General features: G+C 31.8%; 14 protein-coding genes. 2 read left to right on the top strand and 12 right to left on the bottom strand.

Features of this window, described 5'->3' with window-relative positions:
• Window positions 1-124: 124 nt before the first annotated feature.
• From IPK88_07890 to IPK88_07850, 9 genes are all read right to left on the bottom strand, one after another.
• Window positions 125-1,168 carry a hypothetical protein gene (locus IPK88_07890; protein MBK8243330.1) on the bottom strand — a complete coding sequence of 348 codons (1,044 nt, stop codon included), beginning with the start codon at window positions 1,166-1,168 and terminating at the stop codon, window positions 125-127.
• A 43-nt stretch (window positions 1,169-1,211) separates the two neighbouring features.
• A complete protein-coding gene (locus IPK88_07885; GenBank protein ID MBK8243329.1) occupies window positions 1,212-1,673 on the bottom strand; it encodes a hypothetical protein in 462 nt (153 codons plus the stop codon).
• A gap of 408 nt (window positions 1,674-2,081) precedes the next feature.
• Window positions 2,082-2,954, bottom strand: coding sequence for a relaxase/mobilization nuclease domain-containing protein (locus IPK88_07880; GenBank protein MBK8243328.1), 873 nt, complete (start codon window positions 2,952-2,954; stop codon window positions 2,082-2,084).
• Window positions 2,955-3,002: 48 nt separating this feature from the next.
• On the bottom strand, window positions 3,003-3,542 hold the full coding sequence (locus tag IPK88_07875; GenBank protein MBK8243327.1) for a hypothetical protein: 540 nt from the start codon (window positions 3,540-3,542) through the stop codon (window positions 3,003-3,005).
• Entirely contained in the window at window positions 3,526-4,968 is a 1,443-nt protein-coding gene (locus tag IPK88_07870; protein ID MBK8243326.1) for a type IV secretory system conjugative DNA transfer family protein, read from the bottom strand. Before IPK88_07870 ends, IPK88_07875 begins: the two co-directional genes overlap by 17 nt.
• Complete coding sequence (locus IPK88_07865; protein ID MBK8243325.1) at window positions 4,965-5,123, bottom strand: hypothetical protein; 159 nt, start codon at window positions 5,121-5,123, stop codon at window positions 4,965-4,967. Before IPK88_07865 ends, IPK88_07870 begins: the two co-directional genes overlap by 4 nt.
• 4 nt (window positions 5,124-5,127) lie before the next feature.
• Window positions 5,128-5,832, bottom strand: coding sequence for a hypothetical protein (locus IPK88_07860; GenBank protein MBK8243324.1), 705 nt, complete (start codon window positions 5,830-5,832; stop codon window positions 5,128-5,130).
• On the bottom strand, window positions 5,813-6,832 hold the full coding sequence (locus IPK88_07855; protein MBK8243323.1) for a hypothetical protein: 1,020 nt from the start codon (window positions 6,830-6,832) through the stop codon (window positions 5,813-5,815). Before IPK88_07855 ends, IPK88_07860 begins: the two co-directional genes overlap by 20 nt.
• A gap of 13 nt (window positions 6,833-6,845) precedes the next feature.
• A complete protein-coding gene (locus IPK88_07850; protein ID MBK8243322.1) occupies window positions 6,846-7,037 on the bottom strand; it encodes a hypothetical protein in 192 nt (63 codons plus the stop codon).
• Between the two features lie 490 nt (window positions 7,038-7,527).
• Between IPK88_07850 and IPK88_07845 the strand changes: the two genes are divergently transcribed.
• Both IPK88_07845 and IPK88_07840 read left to right on the top strand, forming a co-directional pair.
• Complete coding sequence (locus tag IPK88_07845) at window positions 7,528-7,974, top strand: sigma-70 family RNA polymerase sigma factor (protein ID MBK8243321.1); 447 nt, start codon at window positions 7,528-7,530, stop codon at window positions 7,972-7,974.
• Window positions 7,975-7,978: 4 nt separating this feature from the next.
• A complete protein-coding gene (locus tag IPK88_07840; protein MBK8243320.1) occupies window positions 7,979-8,179 on the top strand; it encodes a hypothetical protein in 201 nt (66 codons plus the stop codon).
• Between the two features lie 61 nt (window positions 8,180-8,240).
• Here the strand turns inward: IPK88_07840 and IPK88_07835 are convergent, their stop codons facing one another.
• From IPK88_07835 to IPK88_07825, 3 genes are all read right to left on the bottom strand, one after another.
• Window positions 8,241-9,164 carry a DUF1738 domain-containing protein gene (locus IPK88_07835; GenBank protein MBK8243319.1) on the bottom strand — a complete coding sequence of 308 codons (924 nt, stop codon included), beginning with the start codon at window positions 9,162-9,164 and terminating at the stop codon, window positions 8,241-8,243.
• A gap of 30 nt (window positions 9,165-9,194) precedes the next feature.
• Window positions 9,195-9,674, bottom strand: a complete 480-nt coding sequence (locus IPK88_07830) for a JAB domain-containing protein (protein MBK8243318.1) — start codon at window positions 9,672-9,674, stop codon at window positions 9,195-9,197.
• Between the two features lie 227 nt (window positions 9,675-9,901).
• Window positions 9,902-15,712 carry a PKD domain-containing protein gene (locus tag IPK88_07825; protein ID MBK8243317.1) on the bottom strand — a complete coding sequence of 1,937 codons (5,811 nt, stop codon included), beginning with the start codon at window positions 15,710-15,712 and terminating at the stop codon, window positions 9,902-9,904.
• Window positions 15,713-15,847: the final 135 nt, after the last annotated feature.

The raw sequence follows: 15,847 nt of genomic DNA, 5'->3' as shown, positions 1-15,847 counted from the left end.
CAATGTTGCTTTTCTAGTGAAGTAATCAATTAGAATCAGTTTTATCGAATAAGCCAAAGTGTTTCAAATCCTTTCAATCGCATAGTCGTTTTTAAAATTTTAACTACAAAATAGTAATGGTCAATTATTCATTATATAGCAAAATTAATTTGTTCAATTCCTTTGATATAATATCAAAAATGGGTATCACTCCGTCTTTAAATTTTATATGCCGTGAAACCATTTCATTATACTGCACTTGAATATCATAATATGGGCCTTTTATTACAGGTCTAAACTCAGGCTTTTCTTGCTTTTCTCGAACCCATGTCCTACTATGGAATCCATCTTTAGGGTTACCTTTTATTTCAGTAAATGGATAATCTAATCCAAATTGCCCGCCAACTATTGATTTTATTCCATCAATTTTATTCTTATTATAAAATTCAGTACTTTGGTTTAATAATTCATCCGATTTATTTTTAAAATATGTTTCGAATTCTAAAACCGTTATCAGATTCTGTTTTAAGAATGACTGTCTATATTTGAAATCAACGTTCGCTACTTTAAACATTGTTTCAAGTAGTCCGATACTTGTAAACAATGCATAATGTGTCACAGGTCCATAGCCTTTAAGTTTGTTTGATAAATCTTGAACTTTCCACATAAGGTCTTCTAATCTTGCTTGGTAATCTGGGCCGTTCCTTGGAAATATTATTCTGTTACCCCTTTGAATCATTACGTCCGTTAAAGTTACAAATGACTGCTGGTATGCTTTCAGTTCTAGTTCTATGTCTTTTATAAATGCTTTTTCTAAATCAATTCGAAATTGAATGCTAAGGTCTTTTATTGCTTTAAGAATTTCATATTGAAGGGCAATAATTTTATCCAATTTTTGATTGATTTCCTTTAGTTCACTAACTTGACGAAAACTATTTATAGCACTTATACCACCAAATATAGCCGAAGCCACCGTTGCCCCGGCTACTAATTCAGGAGGGATTTCTGGCCACAGAAAATCATATCTTTCACTTTGTAAAAAATATGAAATTTCTTCTATCGAAGAATTCTTATTTTCAATAAAAAAGCTATCCAATTGAGTTCTAGTATTCTTTATTGCAAAGTCGCTGTTAATGTTTTGAGAAATCCCAATGAGCGGCATAAAGAAGGCTAATGTTATAATTTTCATTTAAATGATTTATCGATAAAATGGTACGTCGGATATTAAAATTTTACGGAATTATATACCCAATTCTAATAAGGGCATTTTCATCCGCATCAATTCGATTTAATACAAAGTCATCTTTTAAACCAAGGGGCACTTCAGTATTTACAATAATTGTAATTGTATGACTTCCTTCCTGAAGATCTTTTGTTCTGACTTTCAGACAATGATACTCTGGTCTGCCAGGAATAAAATCAGTATCATCAATTTGTCCAATTGGATTAGACAAAGGATTGCCGGCAACCCAATCAAAATAAACAAGATGAGGTCGTTTACCAATTGTTTCGATTTCGCTTGTAATTAAAATCAAATGAATTAATTCATTTCCCTTTGGAATGTTTTTTATAAGAATTGGAATCTGAAGAATTAACCCTACAAATGTACTATTATAAAAAACTCCAGGAGTATCTCCTAAATTCAATGACCCGCTCCAAATAGTGTAATATGGATAATTTTCTGGTTTCTTCATTTTATTTACTTTTTATATTTATTTACTAAAAGATGAACTTAAAAAATATTTTATTGACTTATTAGAATGGAATTAAAAATATTATTATGTATGGCATCAAATTTAATTTTGAATGTTATTAGGAGCATTGATTATATACAAGCATAGCAATTTGAATACGAAGCTTAATAAGGTTATAAGTTTAATGGTTTTCAGGTTTCAGGTTTTAGGTCTGCAAATATACAAATATACAAAAAAATTCCAACATTCATTATTTTAGGGGTTCGGGTCTCCCGACAAGATAGCCTCTAGACATAGGCAGATCATTAATCGCCATGGCGAGAGGCAATCTTGCAACTTACGAAAATTAGCATCCTAGAAATTGTTTAATGACCGGATTAAAATTTCTTAATTCATACTATTTAAAACTCAAAGACCCAATCCATCATATTCATCATCTTCAGAATTATTCTCTGTCTCTTCATAAGTCCCAATATCAATACTTCGTTCATCTTCAACTTCTTTTTCCAAATTTTTGGATTCTCGAAGATCACTTAATTCCTGTAATTCAGTTTCCTGCTTACTTGGTTTCTTATCCAATTCATCAAGTTTGTTAACATCAAATCCTATAGTCTTAAACCTAAAATGCCTTCCTTCATCCTCGATTCCGTACACTGACCCACCTCTATAATATGGCTCTAAACCCTCAAATTTGAGCTGAGAAAGGAATTCTTGACCTGAATTGGTCTTACCATAGACTTCTGTAATTGTCTCAGAAATTTGCTGTTTTTGAGACAATGTCCTAATTGAATCTTTAAATGGATAAGAAATATCTTGGGATTGGACTTTGGTCAATTTTCCATGGTTAGGCAAGCTATGTATTAGCTCTGGATATTTTTCTTTTTGATAATCATCTAGAGCCATCTTAAGTTCATGGAATTCCTTTTTGGAAATTCTATTTGATTCTCCGGTCATATATTTTGTTGAAGACATTAAAATATGTAAATGAATATGATCCTTGTCATGATGAGACGAAGCTAGATATAAATTGTCGTTGCCTCTTAATTCAATGAATTTTTTCGAAATGTCTTTAAGCAGGTCTTTACTGATATGTTCTATGTCTTTGTTTGAGAAAGACAAAATCGTATGATTGAGCTTAATATTATCACTTCTTTTGTATAACCTTAAAGAATCATTAGATTCAAATTCTTTAGTCCAACCAGTGGCTGAACGAGATCGAAGATTATGCTTTAATATTGGTTCTGATTTTTCATCCTTTTCAGGCTTAAGGATATAGTTCACTAATTGGCCAATATTACTTCGACGAGTTAGATTTTTTAATATCACGGATCATAAAGAGTTTATGAATTCCAATAATTGAGCTTTATTTCCTCCATCTTTTGCTATATGCAATTTAATATATTCCTCCAAGGTTTTAGGATGGTGAAGAAATGGGAGTATTTCTCGCTCCAGTCTATTTATTGATTCCATTATATCTCGGCCCAAATCAAAATTTAATTTGTTAGCATCAAACAAGTCTTGAACTGAATTGTATGTCATCGCAAGTAGTTGTGATATTTTTTTTACTTCTATTAAGTCTGGAACTATAAATGAGTTATTGATATAAGCGAATGTTGTTTCTTTGATAAACTGAGTTCTACTTAACTTATGCTTTTTAGACTCAAAGGTTAAAACTTTTAATTCATCAGAATTAAATGACACTGCGAATTCTTTGTCTTTTCTTCTTTTAGCTACTCTCCACTTTCTTTTATACTCCCTCCAATATTCACTCCGAACCTTTTGAATTTCTTCATGCGTTCCTTTTTCAAGTACTCCATTTGTTTTTAAATGTGAGTATATAGTATTCTCTTTGTTAACCTTTCTTCTCATCTTCGAATTGAATTAAAGGAGGAATATCAAAAGGAAGTATATTGACTGGAATATATGGAGGAATTTCAGTTAGCAATTTCAATTTCATGTTTTTGTAATATGGATACAATTTTGCATGAATTGGTGGTTTATTACCAATAAGTATAATAGCTTTATCACTCATTCGTATTTCATCAGAAGTCATTAATTGACGAGTATGCCTAACTTCATTTTCATCCTCATATTCAAATTTACCTAGTGTCATTTCTAACATTTTGCATGTTTCAATCGGCTGACCTGGCAAATACACTTTTGCATAACAATTGGCAGAAATATTTTTTGCTTCATATGAACCATAAATATGTTCTAGAATATGGTAGTCCTGATATATTAAAAGTATTCCACTATTGTATTTTCGGATATTAGAAATGATGGTTGAAAGTGAAGGCAAAAACATTGATCCTGCTTCATCTAAAAGAAAGAAAATATTGTTTTCATGCTTTTCTGGAATTCTAATTAATATTTCATTCATAAATTGCTGGAAAAACAGAGATGAAATTCCGCTATAATATTGCATTGTTGGAATTGAATTATTGATAAAAAGGGCAATCTTTTTGGTGCGGAATTCTGCAAAATCAATTGTATCAATGGATGTGATTTTAGCTATTGTTTCATCAGTGAATAATGAAAGGGATGCTTTGGCAGTAGCTACAATAGACATTAGGGTCTTGTCTCCATAGGCTACAAATGCTTTGTATTCGGATAACAATTTATCATCTCTAGTTTTAACGATGAGTTTGTCAATTTTCTCAGGATTTCCAGCAAATACATTTATCAGATGAAGGACATTGTATAAGTTTCTATGTCCTGGTTCACCATAGAATATTAAATATCGGATGAAAAGGGATAAAAGACTCTCAGCAGACTTGTTCCAAAATGGATCTTTGGCTTCACCCAGTGCATTGCGAACTAGCAGTGATGCTAATTTTTGAATATCCGAAATTGTTATACATCTTTGAAGTGGATTAAAGCATTCTGAGGCTTCATTGCTATAGTCTATTACTTTAATGGTATATCCATAACTTTGTAATGCACCACTTACAAGCAATCTAATTTCATGTGATGGGTCATTAAATATGAGAGACGAATTTCCTTTGGCCATGAATATTGCACTATTAATAAGCACTGTAGAGCTTTTTCCTGAACCGCTTCCACCTAAAATAATTGCATTTTTAAAACTCTCAGAAATTGAAAGACAATTTTCACCATCAAGACAAAATCCAGTATCTGAATTTTGCAAGACTTTATCTACACTAATAAAGTCAGCATTGAATTCTGTCTTTCTTTGATTTTCAAAAAGGCTAGTAATGAACCCAAAGATGCCAACAATGAGTTCATTACTAACCTCAAAAATGATGTCAAATATCAATCCAAATACCTTTATCATCGACTTGCTAATTTATCAACCAATTCTCCAGTCTTGATTAATATCGAGCCTACTGTTTTACAGGAAAAAGCAAATAATAATGATGCAAGTTTGAACGCAGTAATAAATAAAGTTTTAGACAATTCTAGGACTCTTTGAACAATTGGATTTGTCATTGGCTTAATTTAAATTTCCACTTACATTAACAATTGCTCCTTTAGACTCAAATAGTTTTTTATAGAAATCAGATACTATCTCAAATCTCTCGCTATCCCATTTATTAACTGGCTTGTATAAAATGTATATTGATATTCCTTTTAAATCGGCAACAGGATACTTATCTGTTAAAAGCTTTTCAATCTCATTTGGATTATTCCTAATCCGTTCAATATTGCTGGAATTAGTAAAATCAATAAATGAGTTTTCCATGAGGTCAGAATTAATAATTAGTATCTTCTTATCTGTTTTCGACTTATTTAAGTGATTTAATTCTTCACTAAGTATTTTAAAAATTACAGATCCACTTCGCCTAGCTTTACCTTTTTTTAAAAGTTGTAAACTTGAATCGATGGAAGAGTAAAACTTCTTTAATTCACTCCGTCTTTGATATTCATTTCCCAGTGTTGATGAAGCCACCCTTTCAATTTTGTGGCATTCCACAATATTAAATCCATTTTCTGTGATTGGCTGTATACGAACCAGCTCACCATTAAATACATTTGCATTTAGACTAGAAATGGTTTTATAGTCATTGATAGAAATATGAGTAAATGTTTCCTCAGTTAAATCAAGTATTATGATAGCTTCCGTAGTTAAAGTCTTGCAAGAAGACTGACTAATTAAGGAGATTATTATAAATATTACACTATGCAAGTTTTGTTTCATTATTCAAATTTTTATTTAACAATATTCTTCCATTCTTCAATTCATGCTCTTTTAAGCACGTTGCGTGCTGTAGTTCTTTTTCTTTGTCCAAGGACATTAATAGACCTTCCTTGTATTTTTTAAATGCCTCTAGTGTTTGCTTATTCTCATTGACTTTACTTTCCTCAACTTGAAGAGCTTTATCAAATTCTACATTTTGGTGTTTAAATTGTAATATTTGATTCTTTTTATCATTTAATTCATTAAACTTAAGCACCTGTTCTCTTGTGGGCAATTTTGTTGAAGCGAGTAGTAAGGCTATAATAAAGAAGAAGTCATTGAACAACATCCAAAGAATTGGTGAATTAGAAAATGTTGAGCCATCATCAGAAAATACCTGTCTTTGCATTCCTAAGTAAAAGAAAACCGCACTTGCTCCAATAAACCCAACTGCAAACCATGTTGCTTTTTCTTTTAGTGTCTTGGCAAATCTGATTTTGGATCCCAGAATATGCGCACCAAAGGCAAGCCCAATTGCAACAGCTAATGCAAGAATTATAGCGACTAATAAATTGCTGACCAAAACTTGCAAACTAGAGTAATTGGCCATAGCATCAATCGAGCAAAGAGATATGATTGCAATTTTGATCCATTTGTAATTATTCCAATCATATGAAAGCTTAGTTCGTTTAACATCAACTTCTAGTATTCCAATTTTCTTTAGATTGGCATCTTGCTTGGATTTTGTAACCTCTTTTAACTCTTCAATATTCGATTGGGATATTTCTTCAATTAGTTTTTCAATCTCAGGATTGAGCCTTTGGTTTACATGTTCTTTCAATACTTCAAAGAAAGCAGTGATTTCTAGAAGCAGTAAGTTTATAGTCAAAATACCTTGAGATACTGTTATATCAATATCTTGATGTGCTTTAGCCTTAATCCTTAGGATTTCAGCTGCAATAAATTTTTCGAGTTCATCAACTCGTAGACCAAATTGAAAAGAGTAAATGTCATTTTTCATATTTCTAAATTATTTAGGTTAATAAATTGTTGAAATCATTGGAAGGCTTTGACGAAGGTTCATCAACTAAGGAGCCAGTAAAATGTTGTTGAATAAGGGAATTGAGTCTAAGGTGCCTATTTGCAGTTATAACATTGAAACGAAGCTTAAATTCTGAATTTAGTTGATTTGACTCTTTAAATTGATCAATAATTGGTTCTGACATATAATTTGAGTTTTAGTTATATGCAGGCCCTTGATAAAGACAAGTAGTTGAATAAAAAATCCAATTATGCTACAATTACTTCAAATGTCGCAGTACATTTGGATTAATATTGATATCAGAATTAAGCGTTCAAATTCTATCTTCTGATATCTACTTATTTAGCTGGTCTTACAAGGGCCAGCTTTTTTATATCCCTTCAAATTGATTTATTTGAATTGAAAATAACTTTATTTAAATAATTTTATTTTTATTAAATATTAGTAATTGAAAATGAATTATTAATGCATGACGATATTATATAATATATTTTCAAATTATTATTTTAAAAAGCGATGATAAAAAAATTAAAGTATTAAATATTACAATAAATTATAATATTATAAATATTTTACATATCTTTGGAACCGAATTAATAATTCAGCGTTTGAAGAATTCATTTCTAAAGGATAAACTTTTTTTTAAAAAATTGTACGAAGATCATTATTCCAAAATGTATTCTATCGTTCATAAACGGGGATTACAGAAAGCAGATATAAAAGATTTATTCCAAGACTCAGTTATTGAAGTACTTACCACAAAAAAAGAATATGACAAAGAATCTTTTGAGAAATTTTTTATAAGCACAATTTACGATAGGAATGCAATAAATTTAGAAAAGAAACAAAAACGCCTCAAGTCATTTGACTTAGGAGATGAAAATTTTGAGAATACTTACCTAGAATTCAGCGAAATCGAACATGATATAGAAGCACTTCTACCAAAAATAATAGAAGTTTTACCTAGTAAATATTCTGGTTTTATTAAATTACACATCGAAGGTAAAAATAATGCAGAAATCGCTAAAACATTAAACTTAACTCTTGGAACTGTTGCTAAATATAAAAGCGAATGTCAAATTATTTTAAGAGAATCTATTTTACCACTTTTTAAAAATTAATATTATGGTAGGAACTAATCAAGTTATTGCCCCATCAATATCTTCAAAAGAAGAATTTATATTTGAATCTTTAAGGTACTTTAAAGATGAATATGAAATTCATTTAGCAATAAAAGAGGGAATTTTATTAGCTGAAAAAGATCTTGAAAATTGCGAAAAACAAATAAAAATTACAGCTACTGAAGTTTGCAAACCCGTATTTTAAAAAGTTAAAACAAAAAATCCCCACAAAGCCAAAAAAGCAAAGTAGGGACAGTAACCTCAAATTACAGATTTAAAATGAAATCAACACCTTTTTGAGCCTCTGAGGCTACCTTGAAAATGAATTTACTATCCTCCTTCAGAACTTTAAGCCATCCAGCTAGATAAGCGACATTGTTTTCAATGATTTTATCAAAGTCAATTTGCACACTCGAACATAGAAACGAAGCTCCCATTTCTGCAACTAACTCCTCTTTGCTATATGCCTTACTTCCAAAAGCATGAGGATTCATAACTTCTTCTCTAGCTAATCTTGTTGCATGGCCAGTAGAGTGAACTAGTTCATGGAAAAGAGTGGCATAATATTCTTCAGATGTTTCGAACTGTTCCATTTTAGGCATATTAACTATGTCCAAAATAGGTGAATAGAATGCACTATTATTTTTCTCATGCTGTATCAAAGGACACTTAGGCATAAGCTCTACAATAGATTCACATTTACCAATTTTCTCATTTGGCTTTAGCTGTATTTCAGAAATCTCAAAATCAATACCTTCCACATCAGAAATATTGAAGACATTGTAATACTTAATGAACTTCAATACTTTAACTTCTTCTCCTATATTATATAGGTGTGTTGCTTCATCTTTGTTTACTACTCTATTGTTTTGATCCTTGTAGATAAGATTAAAGAAAATAACCTTTTGCGCTTTCGCTCCTTTTTTCAATTTGCCATCCAGTGCCTTTACTTGGTTATATGTCATGAAATATGGAACATGATGTTCCGTATTGTTCATCAAGATGAAGTTAATTCCGGTATATACATGTCCAGTTGCATAGTTCTTGGCTAATCCATATGTACTCCATGTTCTTCGCCATGGTGCTACTCCTTTTTCAAGCATTGAAATGATTTTGTTTGTTACTTCTTGATATAAGTCAAAGTTTTTAGAAATAGCAGAGCTACCAGTAGATTCTAGTTCCTTTTTCATTTTAATAAATTAAATGGTTAAGTAATAGAACTATAGGGTACCTTCATCGGCGAAGGAATAATAACCAGAATTGGGTATAAGTATCAAATGGTCTATGATTTGGATATCAAGCAGTTTTCCTGCTTCAAGTACCTTTTTGGTTAATTCAAGATCTGCTTTACTTGGTTTTAAGTTTCGTGATGGGTGGTTGTGAGCTAGGATGATACCAGATGCTAATGCTTTTAATCCAGCGGAAAAAAGAATCTTGAGATCGACATAAGTATTTGAGACTCCACCTCGAGACAAGTGAAAGAATCCTTTTACACCATTTGCTCTGTTTAGGAATAGGGCATTAAATTCTTCAAGTAGTTCCATATCGTCACTCCAATTATTGCGAAGGATCAGTTCCGCATCCTTTGAATTGTTGATTTTTGGATAATCCGATGCTTTGGATTGGTTATGGTATGAGATTTTAACCTCAGCTACTAACCAAGATCGCTTTGATTGACTTAATTCATTCAAATTTTTCATTTTAAACTGGTTTAGATTGTTAAAGAATATTTCTAAACCAGTATATTTTATGTTTGAATGTTGATGTAGAGGGTATTAATTGCCAATTTGGCAATATCTAATATATGTATGATGTAAAAAAGCATTTGTTTCCAATCATTATGGATACATTAACCCATCTAAATAAAAAGTCCTTTGAGAAATAAAACTCAAAGGACTTTTTACTAAATAATTACTAAGCAATTAAATTATCTTAATACTACCCATTTTTGAACATTTCGTTTGAAACCATTTTCTTCTAAAATAATGTAATAAACTCCAGAAGGTAAAATACTAGCATCAAACTCTGTAAACCCATGATCATTACATTTGATTTTAATTATTTCTTGATTTGAAGCAATATTATATATTTTTAGAATTGGTGAAATTGGATTCTTAACAATTTTATAATAGAAAGTGGTTAAATGAGAAGATGGATTTGGAACGGTCTGAAGTGTATACAAAGGTGTTGTATTTACTTCCTTTTTGCTGTGACCCATAATACATTGGTCCAATGAAATAGTTTTTTCTGTAGTGAATACTATACCTTGGTTTAAATCATGCACTAAAAGTTGAATTGCTGCACTTGTAGAGCTTGAAGGCAGAATTAATGTAGAATGGATTCCATTTATGTCATAATAATTATCTTGCATCGCACCACCATTGGCATTAACTGATTCTATCACATATTGACCATCAGGGTTATTTATCTGAGTCAGAATATTCCATGAATTTGTTCCATCTCCATTTTGGCTACCACAATTATTTGTTATGATAGCGAATTGGTTACCATTAATGACCTGACACGTGTATGGATTTATGCAAATTGGACCAAGTATACATTCTTCATGACATGCTAAGTTTGTAGATTTTATTCTTACATAAAAGCAAAATGGACTTTGTCCCATAGTGCCAGTGAATGAGATGTTATGAGTGGATGGACCATGTTCGGTTAGCGTGAAATAATATGGAGGCGAACTAATTACATTTGTTAAAGGATACTCAATCGTGATGATTCCATTTCGACAAGCACTATTCAGTATAAATGCTTCTTTAAGATATACTTCAAGGTCGATGCTAACAGATCCCATACTAGGATAATTGCATTGTACTTGGTTAACTCTGAGATCACAAATGTCAGGTTCTATAGGACAACAATCGTAGTATAAAGTTTGCGTCTTTGAACATGTTATTTCGCCTTTGCACCAATGAACAGTGAATTGGACCGTACCATTACATGAATCACGGGGTTGTCTTACAAGTCCATTTCTCAATTCAATGTATGGTCCATTTTGAACTAATGTAGGGTATCGAATCCATTCTACAGGGTTAAGAAATTCTAAACCTTCCGGACAAATGTTAAAACCTGTAGGTATACGTATTGCTCCAATAACTTTATATATATCATAATCAGCAGAATCTGTATAATGATCTAGAGACGCCGCAATAGTCACATAAGATGCATTACAACTACATGGAAGTATATGAAATTTGTATGCCTTCGATTCTATTTGACATCCAAAGGCATCCGTTACAACTAACTTGATTTCTTGATTTTCCATTTTTTCAGTAAGTGTTAAGGATCGTGGATTAGAACCATTACCAAAATCAACTACCGAATCACCTACCTGAATTTTCCAAGATGAAGCTAAATATTCTGTTATCAAAAAATTTATTTTTTTCGGAATACCATCGAAAAATATGGAATCACATATGTAATCTTCCCCAGTTATATTAATTCCAACTCTTGGTCTGCCTTGAATTGGTGTTTCTACATACAAAAAACATCCCGAAGAGTCGATAAAAGTCGCACCATAATCTCCCTTTTTTGAAATTAGAATAGATGGACCACTTGAAATTATTCCATTTTGATCATTCCAAATAACACTAAATACTGGGTTAGTTTTAATTCTCAATCTAAACGGATCACAAGTGATACTGTCTTTAATTAATTCGAAGTTAGTAATTTTATTTATTTTGACAACTTTTGTAATTGTTTTACAGACCACATTTCCTTTTTTAGCCTCCACCTTTATAATAATACTGTCATTATTTAAAGGGATTTTTATAAGATATTTATTATTGCCTGTGCTTAACCATGTTGTTAATCCTGTACTTACTTTTAGATTATAATCCCCAACTGTAAATATTGTAAATTCTGCGAATTCATTAGGGCACCCTTTATCTGGTCCTTCTATAGTTATTAATGGATCATTAATCAATACTTCCTTTTGTGATTCATACTTACACCCGTTGACATCAGTTACTGTTACTCTGTAGCTATTACTAGAATTTACGTTTATAGAATTAAATAGACCACCTGTATTCCATTTATATTTTTGAATTTGATTACCATGTGTTTGATTAAATTCAAGTTTGTATTGTGATCTGCAAGTATCAGGTACAGATGAAACATAACCATCTAATTCATTGGGTAATACCTTTATGAGTTTTTCTGCAAGATATGTACATCCGAACTCATTGATTATAGTCAATTGAACAGTATAAGTTCCAGTATCTTTAAATGTATGTTGTGGATTTTTTGTTTTGGAAAAACTATTGTCTCCAAAATCCCATAAATAGCTACTTATTTTTGGATAATTCACAGGTAGAACGTTTGAAACAAAAGATATTAGATTATTTCGACAACTTGAATCCATTTGAATTATTGTTGCTGTGTTTAGTTTCGGTATGGGTACATTTAACTTGCTTTCACAAGAGTTAGTTGAAATGGAAGATACTAACCTAAGATTGACCGAATTACCTGAATAAGTCAATGAATCTAAAATTATCGTATCATGCATTCCAATATGCTTATTATTAACATACCATTCATGAACTGGTGTAGCACCTGTAGGATTATAATAAGTACCGGAAGCATATGCTATTAGTTTGTATGCACTTCCATTACATTCCCATTTATAGATAATATCTGGAATGGTATTGATGATACCTGATCTACTAGCTACCGTATCACAAATCTGGATTGTAGAATCTTCATCAATACTCTTTCTACCTGCTACCAGATCTATTCTGTAAGGACCTGCATTCTGGAAAGTGTATTGTTGATCAAGTAATTGTGATTGGGCAACAATGTTACGAATTATTGGAGTTGAATTACCTTCGAATATCTGCCATTCTTTATAAATGATATCGGAGTCACCAAAGACTTCTATTGTTCCTTCATAATTAGCAGTATTACATTTGTCAAAGTATAATGTATCTATACTTATCTGGATTTCTTTGGCATTACAGATGACTGGAGGAACATCCTCACAGGCCAATAATGTTAATGTGTCAGGAGTAATGCATGGGATATTCCCTATGGATTCTATTATGATCTGAAGCTTGAATTCAGTACCACTAAACTGATTTCCATAGATGAGTAAGGTAGGGGAAGTAGAATTTACAGTATACCACAGCTGATTATTCCGATTGATAGTGAATCGGTAATCCCCACTATTGGGTACTCCGGATGCAGAGAATTTTACATACTTCATAAAATGTATGTTTGGTGGAATACACAATAATTCATCACATGTCTGAACCAATGCAGATTCATGAGGACATATCTCTGCATATACGAATCTCAATTTATGCTTTGGATAAATCTGAATATTATGGAATGTAGGATTCTGAATGATACATGAATTGGGTTGTGTTGCTTGGACAGTTACATTATAATTATTATCTTGATTAAAATGATGCCATACTGAATCTGACGAAGTAGTTACCTTAGTTGAACCATCTCCGAAGTCCCATTCATAAGTATTACTATAATGTTGGGACATATATAGTAATGTAGAATCACCAAGACAGTTGTTCACATGATTAATCTTCATTGTATCTCCTTGAGAGAGATACACTATTTTATCTTTGGTTAAGGATTTATTATTACAATAATGGATAATCAGCCTAATAGTGGCCGTATGAAGTCCATTTATATTACTCCATTCAACTGTCATACTATCATTACGGTACGAAGTAATTCTTCCTGCGTCAGTAGGGATAATGCTCCAATCATAATTATCTGCAGTGGATTCATTGCATGTATAATCATTCATAGATTCTACACAGACAGTATCAGGACCAAGTATGTCAATTGTGGAGATATTCTTCAGTAATACTTCCAATGAAGTATACTCAGAGAGACATCCATTGAATTCTCTTCGCACCTTAAGGACTTTATCAGCGGTGGTATCGAGCCATGTGACTAATACAGCGGCATTAGCGGTGTCAATGATCATTCCATTCTTGATCTCCCAGGATATTTTATTTGAACCTACATTATCTGTGGAGTATCTGTACTCAGTGTCGGGACAAATTATATCAGGACCCATAATTGAAAAAGGTGGAAGTACAGGATCCATCACTTTGAAATCTTTGGTAATCGTACAAGTCATACTTTGACCCATATCTATTATGACTTCTATTTTGTAATGATCATCTGATTGGCTCAAGTATTGATGAGGTATTGTAATCACTGTATCAATAGTAGTATATTCATATTGTATGATACCGTTAAGTTTTAGAATAACATGTTTATTACTTCCCGACATTGCTGGTGCAATGACAAAAGTAGCATCTTCTCCATAACATACTAAAGTATTACCGTTAATACTAAAGTTGTATACAGTTATATTGGTCGTACTCTGATAAGTGCTGCAGGCAGGAATGGATGATTTAACTTCACAGCTTAATGTAAATGTTCCGGTAAAAGATAAAAAATTTGCAAAACAAATTGGCTTGGTAGAATCAGATAAGCTTATATTTCCTGAACCATTCTTTGATGATATTCGCCATATATAGCTTGCGTTAGGAATTGGATTTATGGAATAGGGCTGTTGGAATTGACCAGAACAAAAATAGACCTCCCCTTTTATGGGATTATCTCCTCCCATGATATAGACTTTATAGAATTCTTCTTCATCGCATACTCCCGTAGGGCATCCTGATTTAGTTATTCTGATGATACCATATCCGGAAGTAGGATCTTTATCCCATAATATGGTACAACTATCATTTGATACGTGCTGTATTGTACCACCTTCTACACCCCAATGATATGAAGTGCATAAATTATTAGTAGTATATGTTACTGATTGTCCTTTACATATTACATTAGTGAATTGGTTAAGAGATGAATTTCCATCTTCAATAGTGAGTTCCATGGATTCCGAATGGCTGCATCCGTATTGATTGGTTACGGTGAGTTTGACTATATAATTCCCACTGGTTAAAAAGGTATAATTAAATGGTGAATAGTAGGTTTGAGAAGAAGATGTTAATATCTGATTATTAGAAATCACAGACCATTCATAGTTATTTAAAAACTTTGGACCAGAAATGGCAGGTGGATCAGCCTTAAAAATAATTTCTGAATGCGTACAGAAATTCCTAGAAGAACTGGAATCTATTCTAAAACTAAACTGAGGCAGGTCAAACAAGTAGATTCGTTTGCACAACTTCTCCATACATCCATTTACTTCATTCGTGATCTCTACACATACATCAACCATTTGTTCTGATCCCATAATAATATTTATAGAATGAGATGTACTGTCTACAAGTATGGAATCATTATAAGTCCACCGATAAGAATAATTACTTAGATGTCTGGTAATAAATTGTAAGAGATCGCCTTTACAGGCTTGATTATCAGCTTTCTCTGGAGGTTTAGGAAAATATTCTATTGTAAAATATTCGAAGTCTTTTATAATAATAGTCAATGTACAAGTTCTTAAAAGATTTCCATTGACATCTCGGACTTCAGCCAATAGTGATTCTGTTCCTGCTTTGGTCCACAAGATGGCTACAGAATCATAGTTAACACTAAGAATTCTGCCTTTCATGTTTTGAAGCTTCCAGCTTACTTTCTCACCAGCGGATATTCCAACATCATATTTATAAACATTATTCCGGCAAACGGATATTTCTCCATTTATTGAACAAGCTTGAGCTTGAAGTAAATGGGTGTCAAAAAAAACAAAAAGTAGAAAGAATAAATACAGATTTTTCATAATATAATTGATTTAAGAAATGAATCAAAAATTTATGAGTTCTGAGTTTTAAAATATAAGAATTGAGGATAGTTTAGTTGATTGTCAAGGTAGCACGAATATGCAAATGTAATCAAATGCACATATTAATGTAAA

Origin of the sequence: Candidatus Defluviibacterium haderslevense, from assembly GCA_016712225.1 — a bacterium.
Lineage (GTDB): Bacteria > Bacteroidota > Bacteroidia > Chitinophagales > Saprospiraceae > Vicinibacter > Vicinibacter haderslevensis.
This window is presented reverse-complemented; position numbering and strand designations above follow the sequence as displayed.

What these genes read in the sequence shown, in the direction of transcription:
- IPK88_07875 (MBK8243327.1), bottom strand. Translation starts at nt 3,542, where the DNA reads ATGAGAAGAAAGGTTAACAAAGAGAATACTATATACTCACATTTAAAA.
- IPK88_07850 (MBK8243322.1), bottom strand. Translation starts at nt 7,037, where the DNA reads ATGTCAGAACCAATTATTGATCAATTTAAAGAGTCAAATCAACTAAAT.
- IPK88_07855 (MBK8243323.1), bottom strand. Translation starts at nt 6,832, where the DNA reads ATGAAAAATGACATTTACTCTTTTCAATTTGGTCTACGAGTTGATGAA.
- IPK88_07830 (MBK8243318.1), bottom strand. Translation starts at nt 9,674, where the DNA reads ATGAAAAATTTGAATGAATTAAGTCAATCAAAGCGATCTTGGTTAGTA.
- IPK88_07870 (MBK8243326.1), bottom strand. Translation starts at nt 4,968, where the DNA reads ATGATAAAGGTATTTGGATTGATATTTGACATCATTTTTGAGGTTAGT.
- IPK88_07840 (MBK8243320.1), top strand. Translation starts at nt 7,979, where the DNA reads ATGGTAGGAACTAATCAAGTTATTGCCCCATCAATATCTTCAAAAGAA.
- IPK88_07890 (MBK8243330.1), bottom strand. Translation starts at nt 1,168, where the DNA reads ATGAAAATTATAACATTAGCCTTCTTTATGCCGCTCATTGGGATTTCT.
- IPK88_07865 (MBK8243325.1), bottom strand. Translation starts at nt 5,123, where the DNA reads ATGACAAATCCAATTGTTCAAAGAGTCCTAGAATTGTCTAAAACTTTA.
- IPK88_07845 (MBK8243321.1), top strand. Translation starts at nt 7,528, where the DNA reads ATGTATTCTATCGTTCATAAACGGGGATTACAGAAAGCAGATATAAAA.
- IPK88_07885 (MBK8243329.1), bottom strand. Translation starts at nt 1,673, where the DNA reads ATGAAGAAACCAGAAAATTATCCATATTACACTATTTGGAGCGGGTCA.
- IPK88_07860 (MBK8243324.1), bottom strand. Translation starts at nt 5,832, where the DNA reads ATGAAACAAAACTTGCATAGTGTAATATTTATAATAATCTCCTTAATT.
- IPK88_07825 (MBK8243317.1), bottom strand. Translation starts at nt 15,712, where the DNA reads ATGAAAAATCTGTATTTATTCTTTCTACTTTTTGTTTTTTTTGACACC.
- IPK88_07835 (MBK8243319.1), bottom strand. Translation starts at nt 9,164, where the DNA reads ATGAAAAAGGAACTAGAATCTACTGGTAGCTCTGCTATTTCTAAAAAC.